This is a genomic window from Alteromonas oceanisediminis, assembly GCF_018474025.1.
Taxonomy (GTDB): Bacteria; Pseudomonadota; Gammaproteobacteria; order Enterobacterales; family Alteromonadaceae; genus Alteromonas_E; species Alteromonas_E oceanisediminis.
Genome location: NZ_JAHCTA010000003.1, coordinates 313,355 through 336,042 on the forward strand (window position 1 = coordinate 313,355; position 22,688 = coordinate 336,042).

Genomic DNA, 22,688 nt, shown 5'->3' on the forward strand with positions numbered 1-22,688 from the left:
CCTTCGGCAACAGATTTAAAATATTCCTTTATATTCAATACGTTAAATTTTTTATTCGGCTTGGCACAACTATCGCAATAGTGTTTGCGACTTAGTAGTACAACTGCCAAGCAGTCACAAAAGCGCAGTTTTTTTACATTTAACTTTAAAGGAAAACATCATGACACGTTCACATTCAATCAAAACTGCTGCTATCGCCATTGTTGCTGCATTGACTTTATCAACCACGGCACACGCCGACGAAGTTTCTTTGACAAGCTATGTTGATTCACTGGTTGTCGAGCAGGTTCAAGAGACTAAAGCAGATATTCGCAACCAGTCAGAACAGGCGGTTTTAAGCGCAAGCCATCGTTTTAGCCTGACTGAGCAATCACCACAGGAAATGGTCGCTAAAGTCACAGTCACGTTTTTAGACAGCGCAGACGCTGAAATCATCGACAACGACGCTGAGTAATAAGGGGAAGCCTAATGATCAGTGAATGGACTTTACTTATCGTCTTACTCGTACCCATTGCCGGCATGGCAGTGGGTAGCGTAGCGATAGCGTTGTGGGCGCGTTTATCCAAATTCGGTCGCGCATTTTACTCACCGCTATCAACAGCAAAAACACGTCATCTGCACGGGGTGCTGCACGCAAACCGCTAGTCAGCAACCTGTGGTAACGAGGCTTAACCCGTTGTCTTCGTTATAATTAAGGTAGCAGTCATCGTTGCTCACGTTACCGTCTTTGTTCAGGTCGTAGCCAACGTAGCTGTCTTTGCGGCGCGTTAACCGAAACGTGAGGTCACCGTTAAGTTCAACCAGTTTGTGTAACTGATTACTTTCTACCGGGCCGTTAATAAACTTGAGTATGTCAGCCCCCTGCCGTGATGTCACATCGGGTGATTCAGAGGCATCCATGTCTGCAATACCGTTGCCATTGATATCAACCCAGACTTTACGATTGTTATCTGACGGTAGCGTGCTGTTGGGCAGCATTGATTTCAGCATCACCAATTCTAACGTAGTAGCAACACTCGCTTTAACGCCATTAAGTGCAGATATGCGTGCATCGGTGGTGAAGTTCACGAATCGCGGGGCGGCGGTGACGCTCAACACGCCCAGAATAATAATCACCAAAATCAGTTCGATCAGTGTAAAACCTGTATTTCTCATTCCTGCCTCTTGTCGCGTTACTCCACTGTAGTATTCGGCCCTGAAGATCAACGACTAAGCGATGTACCGACCACGGCAAGCTTTTCTCCGTCTGGACTAACGGCCAATCGCGCAGCATCTTTGATGTTAAAGGTAGTCAGATCCGCAACACGCTGCCAATCATTCTGCGCACTGGGAGCAATGCGCATTAATACATTATTCTGGATCATGAATATTGTGCCATCCGGTGCCCATGCATAATTCATATTGGGTCCGGTGATTTGTACCAAAGGGCGAACCGCTTTCGTGGCAGGATCGAGCGCTTTTATCCAGACCTGCTCATTCAATTGCCTGTGTACAAAGCTAAAGTTATCGCTATTTGGGATCAGGTGCGGTGTGGACGGCGGTGTGTTGCCCGCCACAAAATGGTACATACCGGTGCGTTGATTGACTAACGTCACGCTGTAACCGTAGCGCGACCAGTAGAAAAAATTATCGTTGCTATGATCCCAGGCGAAATAGCCAATCGGTTCACGATTATCCGTGTCTGCCAATGCCCAAACAGGGTTATTCAAATCATTTCGTCGGCCAAGAAAAACGCTACCATTGCGATCGCTCACAAAAGCAATGGACTGATTATCTGGCGATGGTGTGGGTGAAAACTCCGTTTCAGGTGAGTCAGTCAGCTGGTTAATCTCACCTGACGATAACACGTACTCATACACGTCAGTTTGATACTCATCGCCTCGGGAAAAGACCAGCGTATCACTGTTGGGTGTGAATTTAGGCTGATTGTCATAGCCCTTTCGCTGAGTAATATTTCGAGGATTACGAAGCGAGACATCTTCTTTCGTGCTAATTAAATCGAACAAAAATATATCGGTGTGCGGAAAGTTTGCTTTGGTTTTTTCATCCTCGGCGAAGGCGTTAGAGATTCCCAAGAATAAAGCCATCAGCAGCAAAGAGCTACTTAGCCATAGGACACTTTTATGCTGTAGGCTGATCAGTATTTTTTTCATTATCTGTTCTTTTTAAGACCAAGATACATCAATGTTAACCTATGCAACCGCATTGGTCGCGTTCGCTTTCACGTAAGTTTCATAAAACTGTGAGAATGTTGATATCACTCTCATCATCAGACAGGTCCTTGTTTGCCACGCTATCGCAAAGAATCTGTGATCACCACTGCCGCCGGCATCCAGCTCAGTTATGAAGACCGTGGCGCTAAATCAAATCCCGTGATCATTTTGATTATGGGGTTAGGAGCGCAAATGACGGTGTGGCCAGACGAGCTCTGCGACGGGCTTGCACAGAAAGGATTTCGCGTGATCCGGTTTGATAATCGCGACACTGGGCTCTCTTCGCAGTTGGATGAGCATGGTACGCCCAGTTTACTCAAGACATGGCTAAGCCGACGCTTACCCATTCAATCCAATATTCCTTATCAATTAGAGGATATGGCCAATGATGTGCTCGAACTTCTGCGCGCGCTCAACATAAAGCGAGCGCACCTTGTCGGTGCGTCAATGGGAGGCATGATTGCGCAAATACTTGCAGCAAATTATAAGAAAAAAGTTGTGAGCCTAACCTCAATCATGTCAACAATTGCTCCACCGGCCCTATCGGCTCCAACCGTTAAGGTGATGTTGAAGTTGGCGAGGAGACCACGACAGTCAAGTCGTGAAGCGGCCATACGGTATACCATGCGATTAAATCGCCTGATTGGCAGCCCCGCTTATCCAGTGGATGACATGACGTTGAGACAGCAAGCTACCGCCAATATTGAGCGCGCCTATAACCCGTCGGGCTTTAAGCGCCAGTTGGCTGCACTCACAGCCAGCGGTGATCGTCGGCACTTGGCCGCTAAGATAAAAGTACCTACGCTCGTCATCCACGGTGCCGATGACCCAATAATTCCGGTCGTAGGCGGTCATACAACCGCGCGTCTGATCCGGAAGTCTAAGCTGCGTATCGTGGATGGCATGGGGCATAACCTGCCCCCTGCATTAATCGACAAAATGACAAAATGGATTGCCAAACACGCTAAACGAGCGGATAGAAAAAGACTTGCAAAAAAATCGGCAAAGAAAAAAGCGCGCCAACCTGGGGCGTAACGCCCTTACAATTGCTTACAAAGTCACTACAACATCGACTATTGAGGCTTAGTAAACTTTTAAGAACGATAAATTTTAAACAGCGAGTTACCATGAAAATTTACTTAACCGTTTTTTTAGTCGCAGGCCTGAGCGCTTGCTCCTCAATGCCATTAGATCCTAATGCCAAACTGGTTAGATTAACCAACAATGAACCTACCAATGAATGCGTTTTTTTAGGTGACGTTACCGGTAATCAAGGTGATTTCTTCACAGGAGAGTTTACGTCCAACGCAGATTTGGAAACCGGTGCAAGAAACGATATCAAAAACAAGGCTTACAATATGGGCGGCAACGTTGTCTATTTACTTACGGAGCGAGCCGGACAAAGTGGCGCATACGATCCCAAATATGGTGGCGGAACTAGCCAGACCAATGTCACTCTGAGTGGCAACGTGTACCGTTGCCCTTAGACTTTACAGGCCTGTTCCGGCATTTTGGAAGAAACAAGAAAAACGGCTTTGAAACAAAAGCCGTTTTTTTTATAAGCAGCAAAAGTGTCTAATAAATGTGAAGCCGAGATAACAAAACGTGCAAAGGTGTGAATGTCTCACTTTTATAATCTCAGTTGTTTAGTGATGGCCTAAACCTCGCGTTCAAGGTAATCAAGTGAAAGAACAACGGGTACTTTCGAGCTTGAGAAACGCAGAGAATCGAGGTTTGAGGCGCTGCTGTATGGAGTTACTTATCCTGAGTCCATCAGGTTAACTAAAACGTCAACTCAAGACCTATTGAGGGAAATGGCTCTAGGCCAAGCTCTTTAGCTATAACAAAATCATCCGGTGTTTCATTACCATCTGGTTTAAAGAAATAGCCTGACACATTCTCCGCCCCTAGCGCATTTAACACGGCAAAGGTAACGGCAGCCTCTTGCTGGTAAAACTGAAATTTGTATTTTGCTTGAATATCCAGACGCGAATATATCGGTAGCGTGCGTGAATTTAGCTGGCCATATATCGGCAAATAGTTTTCAGGAAAGTCAGGGTTCGGTTTGATACCTGTAATAGGCGTGTACCTAGCCCCACTGCGTAGGCTATATTTGAGGCCCACTTCCCACTCGTCATTCAGATGGTAGTTCACGACGCTATTAACAATAACAGGCGTATCGAGATAGTATTCGGTTGTGCGCCCCGTGATTTCATCGGTACGTTCACTTTGCGACCAACTGACCGAAAACCAAGCGTTCCAGTCATTGTGCGGGGCTCTTTCAACTAACCATTCTATGCCATGCGCCTGGCCTGATAAGTCGTTTGTATAACGTAATTGCTCAGCATCGTTTGCAAGATCGAGTGCTCGTCCAAAATTTTCCATATCTTTATAATAAAGTTCAAGCCGAGTGTGCCAATACGGCGTAATTTGATATTCAGCGCCCGTAGCGAAATGCGTCGCTTTAACAGGTTGTAAATTGGGGTTGCCGACTTCATTTAGTACTTGGTCAACATTCGGGAATCGGCTATACGTCCCGGCACTCGCAAAGAGAGAAAGATTCTCAGTAGGCATGTAGTTCACCTTGACTCGGGGATGTGCAAATGTTTTTTCTGTAAAATCATCTCGCTCTATCCTCACGCCCAAATCCAGTCCAATCGTGGGTGACAACTGCCAGTTATCATTGAAATACACGGCTAGCACGTTCACTTGCACAGTATCACTGAGTTGGATGCGCTCTCCCTTTTGATCTTGGCAGTTGGTATCGTGATCCGTACAAAAATATGGGATAACGTCCAGCTCATAATCGACATCGTTTGATTGCGTGTCTACACCCAAAGAGATGTTGTGATCCTGAAACAGCTGCGTCTGATACAAAAGCCGTGTGTTGTATTGTGTGCTTTTAGAGTTGCTAAATTGTCCATTCCCCAACGACTCCCTTTCTTTTGATTTAACGTGACTGAACGAAGTACTCCAGTAGCTATGTTCTCCTGTAAACGACTCCCACTGGACGCCTTGGCTATCGAAGCGCGTGCTGATGCGTAGATCGCCAATCAAGTCAGGGTCAATACGGCCTTCTTCGGAAGCTTTCGAAATGTTAAAGCCCCCCGTGTCACTGGCACCGTTGACGGTAAAGGTTAGTTTTTGATCATCACCAATTAACCACTGATATTTCCCTTGATAGTCGTCGCTTACCGGGGCTTTGAAAACAGAGATACCCTCTTCTTCAGTGCCTGCAGGCAGAAATAAATGGATTAAACTTCGCCGATACGATGCGTAAAACGCCGTATTATCGGAGAGCCCTCCTTCAATCAATGCACCGGTTTTTAAGAGGCTAGCATCCAGTTTGACCGATAACGGTTGATTGCGCGGGTCGCGTAGTGTGACGTCAAACACCCCTCCCACGGCATTGCCGTAGCTAGGGCCAAATGCGGCAGCTTCTAAATCAAAACTACGTAGCAAATTTTTATTAAAAATGCTGTCGCCGAATAAATGATAGATGTAGTCGGTCGGTATCTGATCAACATAGAATGCGTTATCGTCAGGTGATGAACCTCTGACCGCAGGTTCACCGCCACTGTCTCCTCCGGCATAAACGACCCCTGGCATGCTGAAAACAGCGTTGAGCGGATCGCCATCTAGTCCAGCAATACTCAGCAATCGTTCCGTTTCCTCAGTAGGCTCAGTGTAGGCCTGATTACGCTTTCCGGTTATCTCAATTTTTTCAACATCTTTGAGTTCCTGGCTCATTTCGACGGACAGCGCTAAGTGAGGATAACAACTGATCAAACATCCCAGCGCGATTGATTGCGCTTGACCGGTCTTCGTAGGAATTCGTACGGGCATAAGTTTCTCCAGCAAAAAAGGTTATTGACGAGGAGGAACTTTAGGCGAGTCGTTATAGATGTTCTGTGTACAAATTGTTCATAAAAAGCGAGCTATTGGCTGAGTTTGTAATATAGTGTTGGTGAATAAAAATTAAGCAGCGCTTCACTTACAATTTATGAACAATTTGCACAACGACTATATTTTTGCATCTGATACACTTCTAATCCGTCGATAAACAGTTGGTTTTTCTAGTGTTTAAGCATGTTACTCCTTGGTTTACAGTGATTCTTGTGAGTTTTAGTTTGTCATTGCAGGCTGAAACGGAAATTGCGGATGAGTTAGTTTGGAATCTACAAATTGATCTGAGCGTAGTGTCGGATCCGACAGAATTGGTTGGGGTTACCCAAAAAGAAGAGAGTGACTTCGTTGAGTTAGCCCTTTACATGGACTTGTATTACAAAGGTTTTTTTATTCAAAGTAACAAGAATCGGACAAGATTCAGTAATTTCGGTGCTGAAATAGGCTATCACCTCTATGAAGAATCTAACTACGAAATCTCACTCGTGCACAAAAGCTATGCGACAGGGTTTGACGAAAATGAAATTTACGGCGAAGGCGCCGGTGAAGATGTGGTGCCAGAACTCGAAGGCATCAACTCACGATTCGATACATCCATGCAAGGACTCCGCTTTCTCAACTACACAGACAATAGATTATTTTGGGTTGATGTTGCCGGCGACCTGATCAGTGGGGAGCATCGCGGTTGGGCTGTTGATGCATTCTATCTATTGACCTACCAGCTACGAAACTGGGACATAGATGCAGGGATCGGAGCGACCTATTTTTCTGATAAAACAAACACGTATTTGTATGGCGTAAGCCCAAGTGAGTCGCGCGCACTCAGACCTGCCTATACGCCGGGCAGTGGCCACGTCTTTTCCGTAGAGGTCTCTGCCCGGTATCCACTTTCAGCGTCATGGGTGTTTAACACCGGGGTGAGTGTCAACCAGTATTCAAGTAGCATATCTGATAGCCCCTTAGTGGCGCGTGACACGGTGACCCGCTTTAAAGTGAGCGTTGGCTATGTTTTTTAATCCTGCGACTCGCCTTGGACATTGCCTGATCGCCATACTTTCCTGTTGTTTTTACTTTTTCTCTTTGAGGGCTTCTGCGCAAACCGAAGAGATTGGTGTGTTTGTTTCCCCCAACAATTGTGTTGCACTGACGAAAGGCCGGGAATGCTATACGCGGGCAAACATCACGTGGCGCACTCGAGTTTCCGGTATGTATTGCATTACCATTGATACCGATTTAACACCGGTGAAATGTTGGCAAGATGCACGCCGAGGCGAATTTGTTTATGAGATGTCTTCCAGCCAGAATGTCACCATCACATTGCATAGGCCCAATACCAACACATTGATAGGAACGGCTGTGATTGAGGTCAGTTGGTTGTATGCCGGCGATAATCGCAAACGCCGGTGGCGCCTTTTCTAACAGAGGTTAACAATGACTAATTACGGCAACATTTTACTTGTTGAAGACGATGCCTCTCTGGCGCAATGGGTGGTTGAGTACCTCAATGAACAAGGTTTCTCTGTCACTCATATTGGTCGCGGCGATGAAGCGGTTGACCTAATGCGTAGTACCGAATTTGATTTGATTTTACTGGATATCATGCTTCCCGGTCTAGACGGGATTGAAGTATGTAAGATAGTGAGAGGGTTTACAGATACGCCCATTATTATGATGACAGCCCGATCAGATGAGTTTGATGAAGTTATTGGTTTAGAGGTTGGCGCAAATGATTATGTTATCAAGCCGGTCAGGCCTCGCGCGCTGTTAGCAAGGATAAAAGTGTTACTGCGGCAAGACTCCAATCCCGCAGCGCATGCAAAGCCAAGGAATGAACTTGTATTCGGTAACTTACGTTTGGACAACAACGCTAAACAGGGGACGTTGGCCGATCGTGACCTTAATCTATCATCGGGGTTGTTTGATCTGTTGTGGCTGATCGCCACAAACGCGGGCACAATCACCACCCGAGAGCAGGTTTTTCAAACATTGACAGGGCGCGAGTACGACGGACTTGACCGACGGTTTGATGTCATGATTTCTCAGTTGCGTCGCAAGGTGAATGATGACCCCCAAAATCCAAAACGGATAAAGACAGTGTGGGGTAAAGGTTACCTGTTCGTCGCGAATGCCTGGAATGATTATGGTTAATGCACGCCAGCAAATCTGATGAGAAAAATCTATCTCGGGATCATTATCACTGTCGTTGGGTCGCTGATTTTCATTGGTGCTATACTTGATTTGTTAGACAGTGAAAGCAATCAGCAGCAAGCACCAAACGAACTTTCGTTTAGCCAGCAAATGTTGCTCGGTATTGCTACACAGCTAAGCCAAATAGAGCCGGAAGACTTGATTGACCAAACCGCTGAACGCGCCCGGCAATTCGACCTTAACCTTCACATTGTTCCTCTTTCAAGCGTCTCATTACCTGCGTCTCTACTGAGTATTCTGCAAGAAAAAAACGCGTTGGTATTAGAATCAGACAATCGAATGTTCGTATTCAACACGCTGCAAAATCACCCTGGTATGTTGCTACAACTCACCGTGCCCGCGAGGCAGGAAGAAAGCTATTTTACCGATATGATGATGACACTTGGATTATATGCAGGACTTATTCTGATGCTGTTTTTATGGCTACTTCCGCTCACATCCAGGCTTCGAAAGCTAACCGAACTTGCGGCTGAATTTGGCAATGGTGATTTGGGCAAGCGCATTCAACTCAGTCGATTTTCTTACATCGAGGGGCTTGAGCAGAGCTTTAATAGAATGGCTGCCAAAATCGAAACACTCATCGCAGACAATAAAATACTCGCTGGCAGCTTGTCTCATGACTTGCGCACTCCTTTAGCGTGCCTGCGCTTTGGAGTAGAAGCAGCAATAGAAACGCAAAATAGAGAAAAGCAAAGCATCTATTTACAACGTGTTGATAGCGAACTAACCCGGCTTGAGAATATGCTGGAAGCCTTCTTAGAATACGCCAGTCTCGAGCAAAGTGGTGTTAATTTAGTCAAGCAATGGATTGATGTTAAAGCTCTGACCTTGTCAGTTGTTGATGAGCTACAGCCACTGGCAAAAGATTCTGCAATCGAGTTTTCTTTTGCACTTAGTGCATATGACGACACAAAAATAAGAGTTGATGCGCACTGGGTGTACAGAGCGATCCTTAACGTGCTTGGCAATGCTATCGAGCATGCCAACAACTGCATTACAGTCGAACTGTACACCTCTGGAAATACCGTAACTTTGGCTATCCACGATGACGGTGATGGCATTGAAGGGTTTCAGAGCGAGTTGCTTTTCGCACCTTTCCAAAAAGGCGATCAAAGTCGAAATCGCGATCAACAACACTACGGGCTAGGTTTGGCTATTGTCAGTAAGGTGGTTGAATGGCACAACGGCCTTGTCTCAGCGTCTAACTCGACTAAATTGAGAGGCGCCTGTTTTGCAATTCAATTGCCTATCGACTAACCGTGTCCTAGCGCTTTTTTAACGTCCGGTATTTGGATCTACACTATTCGCCTCATGGGTATTGCTTACAATTACCCTACAATCCTTCACTAAGTTCAAACAGATAGGACCAATAGCCCGCTATATACTTCGCAGCTTGTATTACTTTGTGAGAAAAAACATGCAAAAGTTGTTATATATCGTTGTTCTAAGCATTGGACTATCAGCCTGTGGGGGCTCTGACCCTAAAGTCACGCCGCCCGCCACCACCGATCCCGAGCAATTTATCGCACTACGCAGTGCGATCGAAAGTGACCTGTCAGAAAACGATGCTGGTGCAGTATCGGTTGCTATCTATCAAGACGGAAAGGTTGTATTTGCTGAAGCTTTCGGAAAGAAAGTAAACGGAGGAACCGAGGCGGCGACACCGCAGACTCTGTTTCAACTAGGTTCGACCACCAAAATGTTCACCGGACTAGCCACTCTTCAGTTTGTCGAGCAAGGATCGCTAACTATCGATGACAAACTGGTAAATGTGTTACCGAACGTACTCTATCCAAGCGCCGATTCACTCACTTGGCAAGATATCAGCATTAAACACTTGCTAACACATCAAAGTGGACTGCCAGATCGTTATGCAGGAGAAACGCCTGATGTCTCTTTGCTCACCTATATGGCTTCCACATACCCTCAACTGAACGAACAGATGAATCCCCCCGGTATTTTCCACAACTACAGCAACCCCAATTGGTCGTACCTTGGAGCATTGGTGGAATATCTCGCTCAGAAATCGTTTGCTGACTACATGAGCGACAACGTTTTTCAGCCACTAGGTATGACGCGCACATTTCTAAATCGTGATGACGCAATTAGCGACGGAGACTATGCGCTTGGCTTTCAAAAAGGTGAGAACGAAGGCTATCTGACTGACATTAATCAGATCCCAGCTACGCCTGCGGTGGTGCCCGCAGGCTCTGAGACATGGTCGACCCCAACACAGCAACTTAAGATGGCAGAGTTCTTACTGAATGGCTCACCCAATATCCTGTCAAATCAATTGCGTTCGACAATAACCGAGCGGCATGTTGATCAAGAAATTGGTGGTTTACCTCTACATTATGGATTTGGCATCTACGTCGACGATGGTTTTTTACATGACGGTAAATGGTATCCGGTTAAAGTCTGGCAGCATGGAGGAAATACATCAGCATACACCAGTTTATTTTGGGTACTTCCAGAGAAAAAAATTGCCGTCTCGATTATGAGTAGCGGTGGCTTTACCAGCTTTGAGTCAAGTATGCTTGCAGCACTGAAGTCGGTGACGGATTTACCGTCTCCTCAAGACATACCGTTTGTTGAGCCCAGTGAGCAAGATATTCAAAATCACTTGGGCACCTACAAATTTGGCAACTTCACCGCCATTATCGCTGAAGGCAACGAAGAGTTACAGATCACCCTTCCAGAACTGGATGTCGTTGGCATTCCTTATGAGCCAACCCTCAATCTACTTGGCGATGCTACCTTCTTAGGCGTCATCGAAAATGAACAAATTCAGTTTACCTTTCTGCCAATCACAGAAGGCGGTGAGTCTGTCTATTTACGAAATCGACAGTTCGTTGGCATCAAAGACGGTTATTAGGTGAATTTGTTCCCTATAATTGTGAACAGGGGCGTAGGCTGAGTGCGCCCCGCGGTTCGCACGTGAATGGGCTCGCAACCTATCGATAGCGATACCAATACAGTCACTAAAAATTAAATGGATACCTGATGAATCGACTCTTTCTATCTGCTGTTGTGGCGCTAGGACTATTTCAACCTACCGTTGGCTTATCAAACAGCTTAGAAGCTAAAGTTAGCGATGTTGTAACACCTTTTTTAAAAGAAACTGGCATCCCTTCAGTTTCCTACACATTTTTTGACAACAAAGGGATCATTATTTCAAACGCGCACGGTAGATCGGACCTGAAAAGCAACAAGCTCGCTGACAAAAACACTTTTTACAATGTGGGTTCTAATTTCAAGATATTTACTGCGGTAGCTGTCATGCAAATGGTTGAGCAAGGTCATGTAAAACTTGATGACCCGGTCATTGACCATTTGCCTTCAACGATTCCAGAACTAAATAAATATCCAGATAATCCAATTAAAATTAAGCATCTTCTTAATCATTTATCCGGGATTACAACAGGAGCATGGCTATCGAAGGCCTGGCGTCCACAAGATTATTACACGAAGGAAAAACTATATAATTCTATATTGGTAACTGAGACGCCAGGAACGGTTTATCAGTATTGCAACATCTGCTATTCGATTGCGGCAGATATTGTCGAGTTTTATGCTAAGCAGGCATTCGAGGATTTCATATTTGAAAACATCTTAAGACCTGCTGGAATAGAACATCGTGGATTTCTTTATCCCAAGCCCTACATGTATTCAGATATGGCATTTCCTTATAATGTGAGATTCGGTCAAGCTTACATCACTGACTTTTACATAAGCACAACAAAACCTGCTGGAGGCGCATGGTTTAGATCTGAAGATTTAGCTAACGCCTTACGCTTTATATTTTCCAAACGAAAACTTTCAGCACTCACGCCAAAATCAGTGGATGTGCTAACAACAGAGTATTCGAAAATTGAAAACTACGATGGTGGCTACGGTTTGGGGGTTGGTATAGAGCATTACCCGTCCGGCACTTACCTGTTTCATCAAGGCTCTTTGCCCGGATACATATCGCAATTCATCTTTGATACGTCTTCTGGTAAAGGACTCGTGATTTCTGCCAACGCAACTGCAAATCAAGAGACTGCCGATCAGACGGTTTGGCTAAGGAATCAACTTTTTTCAATGGTTGTACCTGAATTTGAGTTTCCCGACAAAAATTACGAGATTAAACCAGAAAAAAGAAGCCCTCTTAGTGAGGTTGAACAAGAAATACTTCCATCCGCAGAAGGTAAATACTTTTCAAGTGAACTCAATGTGTTTATGGAAATACAAAAGGTTGGAGACCAGTTAGTTTTCAAAAATCCTGTTGGACAGAGTTTTAATTTAGCGAGGCTCAGTGAGGAATTTTTTATTTTAACGACTGAAAATGAGAGTCTCAAAATTACGTTTAAAAATGAAAAGCCAGCTTCATTAACCTTCTTATCCTCGTCTGGAAACCCTATGGTTTCGCTTAATTTTTTCGAAAGTGTTCAATGACCAAGCCGTAACAGCCATGTGTCGTCTTTTATTTTACTTGCTTAAGTCAAAAACTGTTTTTTGAGAGAACAACACTATTGAACAATTGTGGAGTGAATCATGCCAGCTCAATGTATTGAAAAATTGGATACCAAAATGACTTTTTTAGGAGGGATTTCAGGCATTGCAGGTAGTCTAATTTTAATTTGCGTTATCTTCATAGTGGTCCTTTTTATTGGAGAAGATCCATCGTCGCTTGCGGGATGGGTTGAACGCTTCGCGTCAATAAAGCACGTTAGAGCAATCGAAAATAGCTTTTATATGCTTACACTGACCCTCTGGATTCCATTTTATGTCTCCCTCTATCGTACATTGTATCGTTGCGATCCGGTTTTTTCTCTTTTTGGGTGTATCATTTGCACAATTGGACTGAGCGTTATGATTGTCGGAGCTCTCCCACATATTGCTGTGACACCTCTTTATGAAATCTATTATTTTGACTCGACATCGAATACTGAGAAAGCTTCCATAGCCCTAATCTGGCAAGCGATCTGGGGTATATTCGACGCTATTTTGTATGCAGGATTTTGGTTAGTTTCAGTAGGATTAGTCCTGTTTGGTACTGCCATGATGAGTTCTCAGATTTTTAAAAAATGGTTGGCTCACGCTACAACCGGTTTCGGATTGGTTTGCATACTTTCCGTATTTTTTTTGTTGCTAGATCCTAATTCCTCAGCTGCATTTTTGATCGTATGTAGTCTTATCCTCATCAATGGCTTATTGGGTTTCAACATGATTCGCTTATCTGTCCGTTAATTGAAAAAGGCGCAAGCAAGAAGGTGCAGCTTTACCTTCGCGGTGTCCCGAGTTGGGGTCGACAGGCGCTATGAGTAGTCAAATCTTATTGTTTACATTTTGACCAACTGCCGACATGATGTTCGCACGTTCCCCTATTAATGCCCACTAAGGTTTATCCAATTACTTCTTTTTCTGATAAACCCATGCCTCTGTCAGTATCCTTATTTGGCGATTTCCGCTGTACCACCGCCAGTCAGCAGCCACTTGTGTTTACCAACAAGCGCGCAAGGGCCTTGTTTGCGTTTCTTTGCCTAACACCAAGTTTGCCTGTCAACCGAGAACTGCTGAGTCGATTACTCTGGCCTGGTCGTTATAATGCTCAAGCTAAATCCAGCCTGCGCCAATGTATTTTTCACCTCAACAAACAATTTGAGCCTCTCAAGGACACACCGCTGGTCATTTCACGCACACATTTAGGGCTTAGATCGGATTTAATCTCAACCGACTTGACTCAGTTTGAAGCCACACTCGCTTCGGGTGACGCTTTACTGATAGAGGAGTCTATTCATAAGATTGGCGATCGGCGCTTGCTCGAAGACGTTGACATCAACGAACACTTTGCAGCAGCGGTTGAACGCCAATGTCGACACATTGAACAGCGCTTATCTTCGCAAGTTGCGAGCGCTGAAAACACATTCATGTACCCCAAACGAGCTTGCGATTTCAATAGCGTGAAACAGGCTTGGGCAATGAGGACTGCCGCGTCATTACACATCCGACTAGTCACTTTACCCTTTGCTTTTAACGCATCGAACGAAGATACGCATCATTTGGTGGAAGGCATCAGAGACACAGTAAACTCCCTTCTGCGTATGCGTACGCCGCTTTCGATCGTAGGGGCTGCCTCAGTAAATAGCCTGCTACACCGAGGCAAATCGCCAGCAGAGATCTCGAGGCTATTGGCTGCGCAATATTGTATGTCAGGTAGCATCCATGTAACCGAGCACGAATGCCGAATAGAAGCTCACCTGATTGACGGCAAAAGCAATTTCTTGTTATGGGAAAACGAATACACACTGACCGCATACCCAATAACAACGGAAAAGATTTCAAACTTTCAGGTGAGTGTCTGCCAGACTCTATGTGCTGAAGTATCAGAATGGCTAAGCGTTCCTTTTAAAACACCAGCAATGCATCGCATGACGTTGAACCACCAAGCGTATGACTTTTATATGCAAGGCCGTTCACACATACGGCGAATTATAGGTGATGGTGTGCTGCCGACCGCAATTTCACTGCTTGAGAAAGCGGTTAAACTGGATGAAGGTTTTTCTAAGTGCTGGTCGGCATTGGCAGAAGCCTATGCGTACTTATCAGTATTTGTTCCCTATTGTGACAAGCAAGCCACCATCCAACGGATCAAAGACTGTGCAGAAAAAGCGTTGTCAATTGACCCGACCGATGGTTTAGCCTTAGTTATGTTAGGCGTCTCGAAATGGTGTGACAACGACCCGCTTGGTGCGATTGATCTCGCTTACAATGCTTATCACTATGAGCCGACTAATGCTGCCGTGGCCGGGCGTTTAGGGTCGTTTCTCTGCTATGCTGGGCTGACTGAACAAGCCCTACCCATCATGCAGCAAGCTGTCGATATGGAGCCCTTAGATGGTCGCCATCTGATCATATTGTGTAACGTTTACATCAACTTAGGGCACTACGCTCACGCGCGAGAGATTGCGGCAAAAATATCGGCGATTGGTTTTCCTGCCATGTGGCTAGGTTTAACCACAGCGCTAGCTGGCGACCAACCACTCGGGGTTAAACTCTATGGTCAAACACGAATGATCATGAACTCTCTAATGACATCAATCCATGGCACAAAACCGATGTCAGAAGACGAACTTGACACACTTTGGGACATTGCAGCGAAAGGCGTATGCAGTGGTTCACCCGAAGCCAGAGAGGTCTACTGTCATTTGTTGGATAGAATTCAAACCTCTTTACCGGATAAGCAAGACATCAGCATCATATTACCCGCTGTGTGGATGGGCTACGCCGACTTGGTAATTAACACGTTAAAAGACGGAGTCACACCAGCAAGCACCGTCTGTCTAGGTTACCTTTGGGCACCTCATGCACCGACAAATCGCATTATTAAACACCCTAAATTTCAGCAATTGGCAACCTCACTAGGTCTTCCCCGTGTTTGGGAAAAATACGGTTGGCCGTCATTAATCACAAAATTCTCCTGACCTACGCGTGCTCAGAAAGCACTTGAATGCATTTTTAACGATCTTTTAACGTTGTTTCAACTTTGTTCACATAGTATGCCGTTGGAGACGGTGCTAGCCTAAGTTTGAAGCTCATGCTTTACATAAAATCGTCTTTCTGATTTGGACGTAACCGCAGCGTCTCTAGATAGAAGCTATCGCAATCACTATCTCGCGCTGTGCCAAGAAGCACGGAAATTATCGCCAATTGAATTGGCTAATAGCTGAATTGATGAGAAGAACTGTAATGAAACTCACAACAACTAAACGATTGCTTTCGCTCGTATCGATAGCAATATGCTATAGCGCAAGTGCGCAAACCCCCACCCCAACCGCTGATGACGTATCAGCTGAGCAAGTTTTCCAAATTTCATCCTCTCAAGATGCGGGTACAGGTGGCGGTGGCCCATGGGTAGCGGAGCAAGAGAGCCGCTGGAAGCGGGGTGAAATTACTGGCGTCGAGGTGTGTTTTGGCTCATATGTAGAAAACATCACTGTTTTTTACGGGGGGGTGCGCGGCACCAAAATGGGTGGCGCAGGCTCCACGGTTGGGTGTGAAGTTTGGAAAGCACCACAAGGCAGCTATTTAAAAAGCATTTATCTGTGGTCGGGCGTTTACATGGATGCGATCCAATTTCACCCTAGTGAAGGTGAGCCCTCAAAACGCTTTGGTGGCGGTGGTGGCGGCAGAAGTATTCTAGAGGACCCGAATAACGGTGCCATTCGAAAAATTGATGCAAAATCAGGTATGTATCTGGACCGCATCAAAGTCCATTTTGGATTACCCTATTACATCAACAATATCAATGCTGACTACGCAGCATTACAACGGCAAATTGCCAACACTCGACCAGAGCGTATCGATTTGCAAACGGTTGATGCTTGCCAAAGTAACGCCCCCGCTCGCCAGAATATTGTGATCGAAAAACGCTTGGTTGAGTCACACAGCTTCAAATTTAGCAACACAAACACGATTGGCCTAAAAACCTCTGTCGAAGGCGGCTTTGCCCCTTATGTCAAATTCAGTGCCGAGACAAGTTTTAGTGCTGCGTTCACGGTTGAAAAAGCCAATGCCTTTGAAACCGCGTCAACATATACACGCAACGTAAGTGCAGAAGCAGGCCCGGGCGAGAAAATACAAATTATAACGGTGTCAAAGATCGCAAAACTGGATCTCCCCTACACCTACGATCTCGTGCACTACCGAAACGGTAACAGGCGCGACGTTGTTAACACACAAAGCTTTAATGGCGTGTACAAGGGCAATCAAGCTGCGGATACCAACACGCGCCAAGTTAGCGTTGATTGCACCACAGGGGAGCCTATCGATGTGAGTTCACCCGCTGCATCGCCTGCCACGTCGCAGCATAACGACACAAGTCATGATTCTTCAATGCATGAAGAGTGGAGCGAAGAAGAAATTATGATTTGGATCCATGAGGAAACCGAAGATATCGAGTTTTTCGAGGAAACTGAAGAAGTCTGGATTGAGCACTAATGGCGGTGAGTCAGTTGACTTAAGAAGCTGACTGTTCGTTGTTACCACATACGTTATTAGGTGAATTTGCTGCCTGTGATAGTGGACAGGGGCGCAGACTAAGTGCGCCCCCTTTTTGACCATTTCTGATTGAGAAATCCCCTTCTTACCTTTCTCCTTATCCACTAACTCTAATCAAGCGCCACCAACAAACGTGCCCAATTGATATACAGATAAAAAATATGTCGGGTGCAGTTTCTCTAACGCAATAAGACTATGCATGCTTTTCACGAACGCATGAAGTAACCGCTTGCTCACCACAATTTTTTGATTGCCGCTTCAGGAAACATCATGGCCATTAATAACGAAACAGCGATAACGCTAAAGAAGATTGCCAGCGCACCGTTTAGCTTGCCTTTACCCATCAAAGTCAAAAGTAGAGCCGCTCCCGCGTTTGACACCAAACCCATGGTGGCGATCCCCCAAGAAAAAACACCGGCGTGGGAAAGCGGAACGGCGCTAGCATAACCGACAAGTAGCGCTAAAATTGCCACGCCATACAGTCTAAAAAACAGAGGGTTATCGTGCTGACTGTGTGTGCTCTGTTCTAAACGTTTCTTTGGTAGCAGTAAAAAAGGCACTGCCACAAGCAACAGAGTGAACATAATTTTAATCACCAACAAAAGCGTAAAACTCGACATAGTGTTTCCTCGACGTGATAAATCAGTAGACCAATTACAACCTAAGTCTATATATTGAACTTAGACTCATTTTGCATGCGCTGAGTTCATATGTCAAACTTAGCTAATGAAGACTACAAAAAGCATACGCAGAAATTCACCGATACCACTGAGCCAATGTGGCGTTTTTTTAGCGGCAGAACTGATTGGCGATAAATGGACGCTGTTAATATTGCGAGAGGCACTGTATGGCGTAGTGCGGTTCGATGACATGCTGAATGATTTAGGCATTCCGCGCGCAGTTTTGACAGCCAGACTAAAACGTCTTGTCGAGAACGATATTATGCGGCGCGATCCTTATCGCGAAGAAAATAGCCGAACGCGGTATTCCTACACCTTGACTGATCAGGGAATTGAGTTAACGCCGGTTATCATCGCGCTGATGCAATGGGGTGATCGTTATTTACGGAATGATGCTGCACCGATATCACTCATGCACAAAGACACAGGTAATGGATTAAAAGTCGCGTTGGTTGATGAGCAATCAAGCGCGCTCTCCATTAATGATATTACCCTGAAAATTAATGACGTGGAAAAGCGCTAACCTCCCAGCTTTTTACTCACAGTAACGTCCTAACGAAGATTGCAGGCCTTCAAAATTGGAAAGCAGCACTTGGTTGGACAATGCGTCAGTTTCCGACAGTTTGCGCGAGCCCAAAAAAGGCTTTGCCGCATCCATGATGGCCATTCTGGTTTTCAATGAACGACAGGTGAACTGTTGAGCTTCTGTATACTCTTTTCTTTCAATGAGTTCAGAAATAGCGGCAAGCTCTACGGCACCGGAAAAAACCTGATTGACGTTTGAGCCAGCAGCACCAGAAACACCAACGAATAGTCCAAGCGCACCACCAGAAATGAACAAAGCGATGAAAAATAATGAGATTAACAGTTTAGATTTCATGATTTACCTTGTAGTAAGCGAGTGCACAACGCACTACTGATAACATTTGTAGAGTAATTAACAACCTGTTTTTCAGCTCAACGGCCTATCAAAGTGACCGGATAGATTCAGCACAGTGAACAGTCTGTACGCTATCTGACGGGTGATTTTGAAATAAACGAGTAGAGCACCTATGCTAATTAATAACGTCGTTTAATAAGCGAGGAAGTATGCATACTGCAACATTAGGCTCACTGATTTTTATTGCTTCTGTCTCTTTGGGTTTATCCGCCTGCGGTGGCGGCAGCGACGATAATGACAGCCCTCCAGCGCCGCCCCCTGCAGAGAATCAAGCGCCTAGCTTTACATCGGCAAGTGAAACGACTATTGCCGAAGAGCAAACGGGCAGTGTTTTTCAATTTACCGCTGAAGATGCTGATGGCGATACGCTGTCATTTAGTATTGTTGGCGGCGAAGATGCCGATCTCTTTGAACTTTCCTCGTCCGGCGCATTAACGACGGCCACGCCAATCAATTTTGAGCGCCCTTTGGATACCGATCGCGACAACATCTACGCCATCACCGTGCAAGTGTCTGACGGAACGGCCAATTCAGAGCAAGATGTGCTGTTAACAGTGACCGACGAGCCAGAAGCTTATCAATTATCGCGTGTTGCAGAGGGCTTTGCTGCCCCGCTATTTCTCACTGGGAGACCGGGACATGATGACGTATTTGTGACTGAGAGAGCCGGTGTTGTGCAGTTACTTGATCCGAACACAGGTGAGCGTAGGGGCTCCGCGTTTTTAGATATCAGTGCCACAATCGGCACAGCCGGTGAAGGTGGCTTAATTGGTTTTGCGCCTGCGCCCGATTACGAAACCAGCGGCAATGTGTATGTGCACGTTACGAACGTGGAAGGTAACACGGAAATCCGGCGCTACACCCGTTCTGATGTTGACCCAGACAGCGCCGACCCCACCACAGAAGATATTATTTTCACCGCCGAACAGCCTGCCAGCAATCATAATGGTGGTTGGATAGGATTTGGACAGGACGGTTTTTTGTATATCGCACTTGGGGATGGCGGTGGCGCGGGTGACCCCTTTGAAAATGCCCAAGATCTTCATACCGTGCTTGGCGCTATGTTGCGGATTGATGTATCTCAGGATGATTTTCCCGACAACCCAGACAAAGACTATGCTATTCCGCTGGACAACCCCTTTAGCGCAAGCACTGATGGGAATAACGCCGGTGAAATCTTTGCGTACGGCTTGCGAAACCCGTTTCGTGCAGCTTTCGACAGACAAACAGGTGATCTCTACATTGGCGACGTAGGGCAAAATGCAATCGAAGAAGTCAGTCGAATTGATAGCGGGGAAACGGGGCAGAATTTTGGCTGGCCGATTCTGGAAGGTACGGCGATTTACGACGGCGGGAATACCGACATGCTATTAGCGCCAGTGATTGAATACTCCCACGGCGAGGGGCAAAGAGAAGGCCGCTCTATCACTGGGGGCTACGTGTACCGAGGCAGTATTAGCGAGTTGCAGGGTCGTTACTTTTTCGCTGATTTTGTCAGTGACAATATATGGTCATTGCCTGTTGATGATCTCGAATCAGGGCAAACAATCAGCGGTCAGGATTTTGTGTTTGAAACGCAATCACTCACTCCGGATGAAGGAACGCTAACCAATATCGTCAGTTTTGGCGAAGACAATGCAGGCGAACTTTATGTGCTGTCTATCAACGGTGATATCTTCAAAATCCTGCCCAATTAGGTTCTAGGGGGAGGCATTTATACCGTCTCAAAAGTACATATGCCATACCGATTAACGCCAGTGCGCAATGTATGGCTGAGATAACGAACTGAGTGTGTTGAATGACTAGCTTTGTGAGAAGTTCTGATGCCACACCCAAGTCTCTAAAATGACGAGATGTGCGCATTGATCTAATTTCAGCGCTTTGGAAATCAAGGTTCTTGATAGCAATGCAACTAGCAAGAGATTGATTTAACGCAAGCTTAATAAGCATTGACGTAGCGCTATGATCGCGAAGTGCCCCTGCGTGACTGTAACTGTGACCGAAGGGATCCGAAACAACTAACAGACTGGTTGTTGTCTGTAGGATTCATTGAAGCTCTAAGGCTGGATTGTGCGTTTTGCCGCCATCGGGATTAAGTCGAAAAATGCGCGAACGTTATCTACGAAGAATCGTCATCGTGGCGGAGGCCACGACCTCCTTGGAACTCTGCAGATCCAATATAAACATTACATAGAACTGTCAATGTAAAGTGCTCGTGTGCGATTTGTATCCATCTTTAGTGTAAACAGGTTAATCAATGCATTTTGGGAGGTTGCGGCCTTTGCCGCAATGACGCATTTCTTCGAACAAACATTGTATCAGCTCCTTATCTATTACAGCCCTTCAAGCTATTACTTTAAAAATCCATTGTCACTCCTAGCAATACCTAGGAGGCCTTGAGCGCCAAGTAACTTTTATTTCACCACTGTGAGGCCTTCATTTCACAATATGAGACTTTATTTCACGCCAGAAGATATCTCACACTAAATGTGGGTTCTCTTATTCGTTGAAACAGCGAATTGACGGTAAAGCTGCATATCACATCGTCTATTTAGATGAATTTTTACAAAGAAAGAACATTAACATTAACCGTCTGAGAACCAATTCAACTAGATTGAAGAAGCTCTTAAGCAGTATAGAAAAACCAACAGCAGTCCTTGCAGGTTTATTTAATATTCCTGAGCAATTTCTGCTCGACAATAGCCTTAACGAAAGTGTTTTAGACTCAAACAATGCGTCAAGATGCGATTTATATGAAGCTCAGGAACTCGCTCGCTTCTACCGCAACAGCCTATCAATTGATGACGCTGCGATGCGTTTATCCATACCCTTAGAAACTTTTGTACGCCTAGTTGAAGTCAATGCCTTCAAGAAAACTCAGATAGAAGGCCTTAAATCTAGCCAATCACGCGTAATAATGACAGATATTAAAGATTTTGAATCAGAAGTACCTGTGATAAGTAGGAATAGAGATGGGTACTGGTCTATTGATAGCTTAGTTGAAGACTTCGGATACCACTTCCATGATCCCTACATTGCGTTATATATTGCGCTCAAAAGAGCCAAGATCAAAGGCTATAAGCTCGTTCATGAAGGGCAATATAATTACTACTTTGACCTCACTTCGTTCAAACAATGGTTGAAGCTTACGCAGAATCGAGCTTCTGGGCTAAATTTGAGCGCTGTTGCTGAGTATTTGGATGTAAAGCTAACTACATTGAGGCGACTGATAGAATTGAAATTTATCCAACTGAGTTTGTATGGAAAGGAGTGTTATCAGCATATAAAGGATTCACAAATTCATGAATTTAAATCCGAATTTATTCTCTCTGGTCAACTAACCAAAAAAACTGGGAAAACGAAATCCTGGTTGCATCAGTATTTTGATCGACAAGGCATCAGTGCGGAAAATGAGTTTGAAGGTGGATATGTAAGAGTCTACAGAAGGCAGGAAGTGGAAAAAGCTTTGCCATATAGTACCACTGGCAGTGTTGCTCTTCAGCAAGCTGTAGATGAGTATCATACAAGCCCATTTACCGAAAAGTCGAAAAAGTCTGATTGCGGACGCGCTCAATATAGATCAGCTTCCACTCTATGGCGTTTGTAATCAACAAGAAAATAAATACTTGATCGTCTGTTTGGTACGCAGAGTTGCCCCCGAACAGCCAACAAAAAATGCCTGCAAACTGCAACAATCGA

At 45.3% G+C, this 22,688-nt stretch carries 22 protein-coding genes; 16 read left to right on the forward strand and 6 right to left on the reverse strand.

The window, feature by feature from the left end; translation table 11 throughout:
* Positions 1-160 precede the first annotated feature (160 nt).
* Together KIU71_RS06855 and KIU71_RS06860 are read left to right on the forward strand one after the other, a co-directional pair.
* Complete coding sequence (locus KIU71_RS06855; protein WP_214130452.1) at positions 161-454, forward strand: hypothetical protein; 294 nt, start codon at positions 161-163, stop codon at positions 452-454.
* A 14-nt stretch (positions 455-468) separates the two neighbouring features.
* A complete protein-coding gene (locus KIU71_RS06860) occupies positions 469-645 on the forward strand; it encodes a hypothetical protein (protein ID WP_214130453.1) in 177 nt (58 codons plus the stop codon).
* On the opposite strand, the gene KIU71_RS18030 is transcribed toward KIU71_RS06860, so the two are convergent.
* Positions 646-1,155 carry a prepilin-type N-terminal cleavage/methylation domain-containing protein gene (locus KIU71_RS18030; RefSeq protein WP_214130454.1) on the reverse strand — a complete coding sequence of 170 codons (510 nt, stop codon included), beginning with the start codon at positions 1,153-1,155 and terminating at the stop codon, positions 646-648. It abuts the gene before it with no gap.
* 47 nt (positions 1,156-1,202) lie between these two features.
* Entirely contained in the window at positions 1,203-2,153 is a 951-nt protein-coding gene (locus tag KIU71_RS06870; RefSeq protein ID WP_214130455.1) for a TolB family protein, read from the reverse strand.
* A 132-nt stretch (positions 2,154-2,285) separates the two neighbouring features.
* On the opposite strand from KIU71_RS06870, the gene KIU71_RS06875 reads away from it, so the two are divergent.
* Together KIU71_RS06875 and KIU71_RS06880 are read left to right on the forward strand one after the other, a co-directional pair.
* Entirely contained in the window at positions 2,286-3,248 is a 963-nt protein-coding gene (locus KIU71_RS06875) for an alpha/beta fold hydrolase (protein ID WP_250207322.1), read from the forward strand.
* Between the two features lie 92 nt (positions 3,249-3,340).
* Positions 3,341-3,700, forward strand: a complete 360-nt coding sequence (locus KIU71_RS06880; protein WP_214130456.1) for a DUF4156 domain-containing protein — start codon at positions 3,341-3,343, stop codon at positions 3,698-3,700.
* Between the two features lie 295 nt (positions 3,701-3,995).
* Here the strand turns inward: KIU71_RS06880 and KIU71_RS06885 are convergent, their stop codons facing one another.
* Complete coding sequence (locus KIU71_RS06885) at positions 3,996-6,059, reverse strand: TonB-dependent receptor plug domain-containing protein (RefSeq protein WP_214130457.1); 2,064 nt, start codon at positions 6,057-6,059, stop codon at positions 3,996-3,998.
* Positions 6,060-6,331: 272 nt separating this feature from the next.
* Between KIU71_RS06885 and KIU71_RS06890 the strand changes: the two genes are divergently transcribed.
* From KIU71_RS06890 to KIU71_RS06930, 9 genes are all read left to right on the forward strand, one after another.
* A complete protein-coding gene (locus tag KIU71_RS06890; RefSeq protein WP_214130458.1) occupies positions 6,332-7,135 on the forward strand; it encodes a MipA/OmpV family protein in 804 nt (267 codons plus the stop codon).
* Positions 7,125-7,538, forward strand: coding sequence for a DUF3019 domain-containing protein (locus KIU71_RS06895; protein WP_214130459.1), 414 nt, complete (start codon positions 7,125-7,127; stop codon positions 7,536-7,538). Before KIU71_RS06890 ends, KIU71_RS06895 begins: the two co-directional genes overlap by 11 nt.
* A gap of 12 nt (positions 7,539-7,550) precedes the next feature.
* Entirely contained in the window at positions 7,551-8,267 is a 717-nt protein-coding gene (locus KIU71_RS06900; protein WP_214130460.1) for a response regulator transcription factor, read from the forward strand.
* Positions 8,268-8,285: 18 nt separating this feature from the next.
* Positions 8,286-9,584, forward strand: coding sequence for a HAMP domain-containing sensor histidine kinase (locus KIU71_RS06905; RefSeq protein ID WP_214130461.1), 1,299 nt, complete (start codon positions 8,286-8,288; stop codon positions 9,582-9,584).
* 160 nt (positions 9,585-9,744) lie between these two features.
* Positions 9,745-11,202, forward strand: coding sequence for a serine hydrolase domain-containing protein (locus tag KIU71_RS06910; protein ID WP_214130462.1), 1,458 nt, complete (start codon positions 9,745-9,747; stop codon positions 11,200-11,202).
* A gap of 128 nt (positions 11,203-11,330) precedes the next feature.
* The gene (locus KIU71_RS06915) at positions 11,331-12,764 is read left to right on the forward strand and encodes a serine hydrolase domain-containing protein (protein ID WP_214130463.1); all 1,434 of its coding nucleotides are present in this window, start codon (positions 11,331-11,333) and stop codon (positions 12,762-12,764) included.
* Between the two features lie 99 nt (positions 12,765-12,863).
* On the forward strand, positions 12,864-13,559 hold the full coding sequence (locus tag KIU71_RS06920; protein ID WP_214130464.1) for a DUF4386 family protein: 696 nt from the start codon (positions 12,864-12,866) through the stop codon (positions 13,557-13,559).
* Positions 13,560-13,744: 185 nt separating this feature from the next.
* Positions 13,745-15,793: a hypothetical protein gene (locus KIU71_RS06925; protein WP_214130465.1), complete on the forward strand. Its 2,049-nt coding sequence runs from the start codon at positions 13,745-13,747 to the stop codon at positions 15,791-15,793.
* Between the two features lie 265 nt (positions 15,794-16,058).
* Positions 16,059-17,309: a hypothetical protein gene (locus KIU71_RS06930; RefSeq protein WP_214130466.1), complete on the forward strand. Its 1,251-nt coding sequence runs from the start codon at positions 16,059-16,061 to the stop codon at positions 17,307-17,309.
* Between the two features lie 293 nt (positions 17,310-17,602).
* Here KIU71_RS06930 and KIU71_RS06935 read toward each other — a convergent pair whose 3' ends face one another.
* On the reverse strand, positions 17,603-17,989 hold the full coding sequence (locus tag KIU71_RS06935; RefSeq protein WP_214130467.1) for a hypothetical protein: 387 nt from the start codon (positions 17,987-17,989) through the stop codon (positions 17,603-17,605).
* Positions 17,990-18,095: 106 nt separating this feature from the next.
* Between KIU71_RS06935 and KIU71_RS06940 the strand changes: the two genes are divergently transcribed.
* Positions 18,096-18,572, forward strand: coding sequence for a winged helix-turn-helix transcriptional regulator (locus KIU71_RS06940; protein ID WP_214130468.1), 477 nt, complete (start codon positions 18,096-18,098; stop codon positions 18,570-18,572).
* A 12-nt stretch (positions 18,573-18,584) separates the two neighbouring features.
* Here KIU71_RS06940 and KIU71_RS06945 read toward each other — a convergent pair whose 3' ends face one another.
* On the reverse strand, positions 18,585-18,929 hold the full coding sequence (locus KIU71_RS06945; RefSeq protein ID WP_214130469.1) for a hypothetical protein: 345 nt from the start codon (positions 18,927-18,929) through the stop codon (positions 18,585-18,587).
* 209 nt (positions 18,930-19,138) lie between these two features.
* On the opposite strand from KIU71_RS06945, the gene KIU71_RS06950 reads away from it, so the two are divergent.
* Positions 19,139-20,686, forward strand: coding sequence for a PQQ-dependent sugar dehydrogenase (locus KIU71_RS06950; RefSeq protein ID WP_214130470.1), 1,548 nt, complete (start codon positions 19,139-19,141; stop codon positions 20,684-20,686).
* Here KIU71_RS06950 and KIU71_RS18100 read toward each other — a convergent pair.
* A complete protein-coding gene (locus KIU71_RS18100) occupies positions 20,667-21,035 on the reverse strand; it encodes a GNAT family N-acetyltransferase (protein ID WP_390881828.1) in 369 nt (122 codons plus the stop codon). The two genes, KIU71_RS06950 and KIU71_RS18100, sit on opposite strands and share 20 nt — an antisense overlap.
* 460 nt (positions 21,036-21,495) lie before the next feature.
* On the opposite strand from KIU71_RS18100, the gene KIU71_RS06955 reads away from it, so the two are divergent.
* Entirely contained in the window at positions 21,496-22,596 is a 1,101-nt protein-coding gene (locus KIU71_RS06955; protein WP_214130471.1) for a hypothetical protein, read from the forward strand.
* The last annotated feature ends 92 nt before the right edge of the window (positions 22,597-22,688 follow it).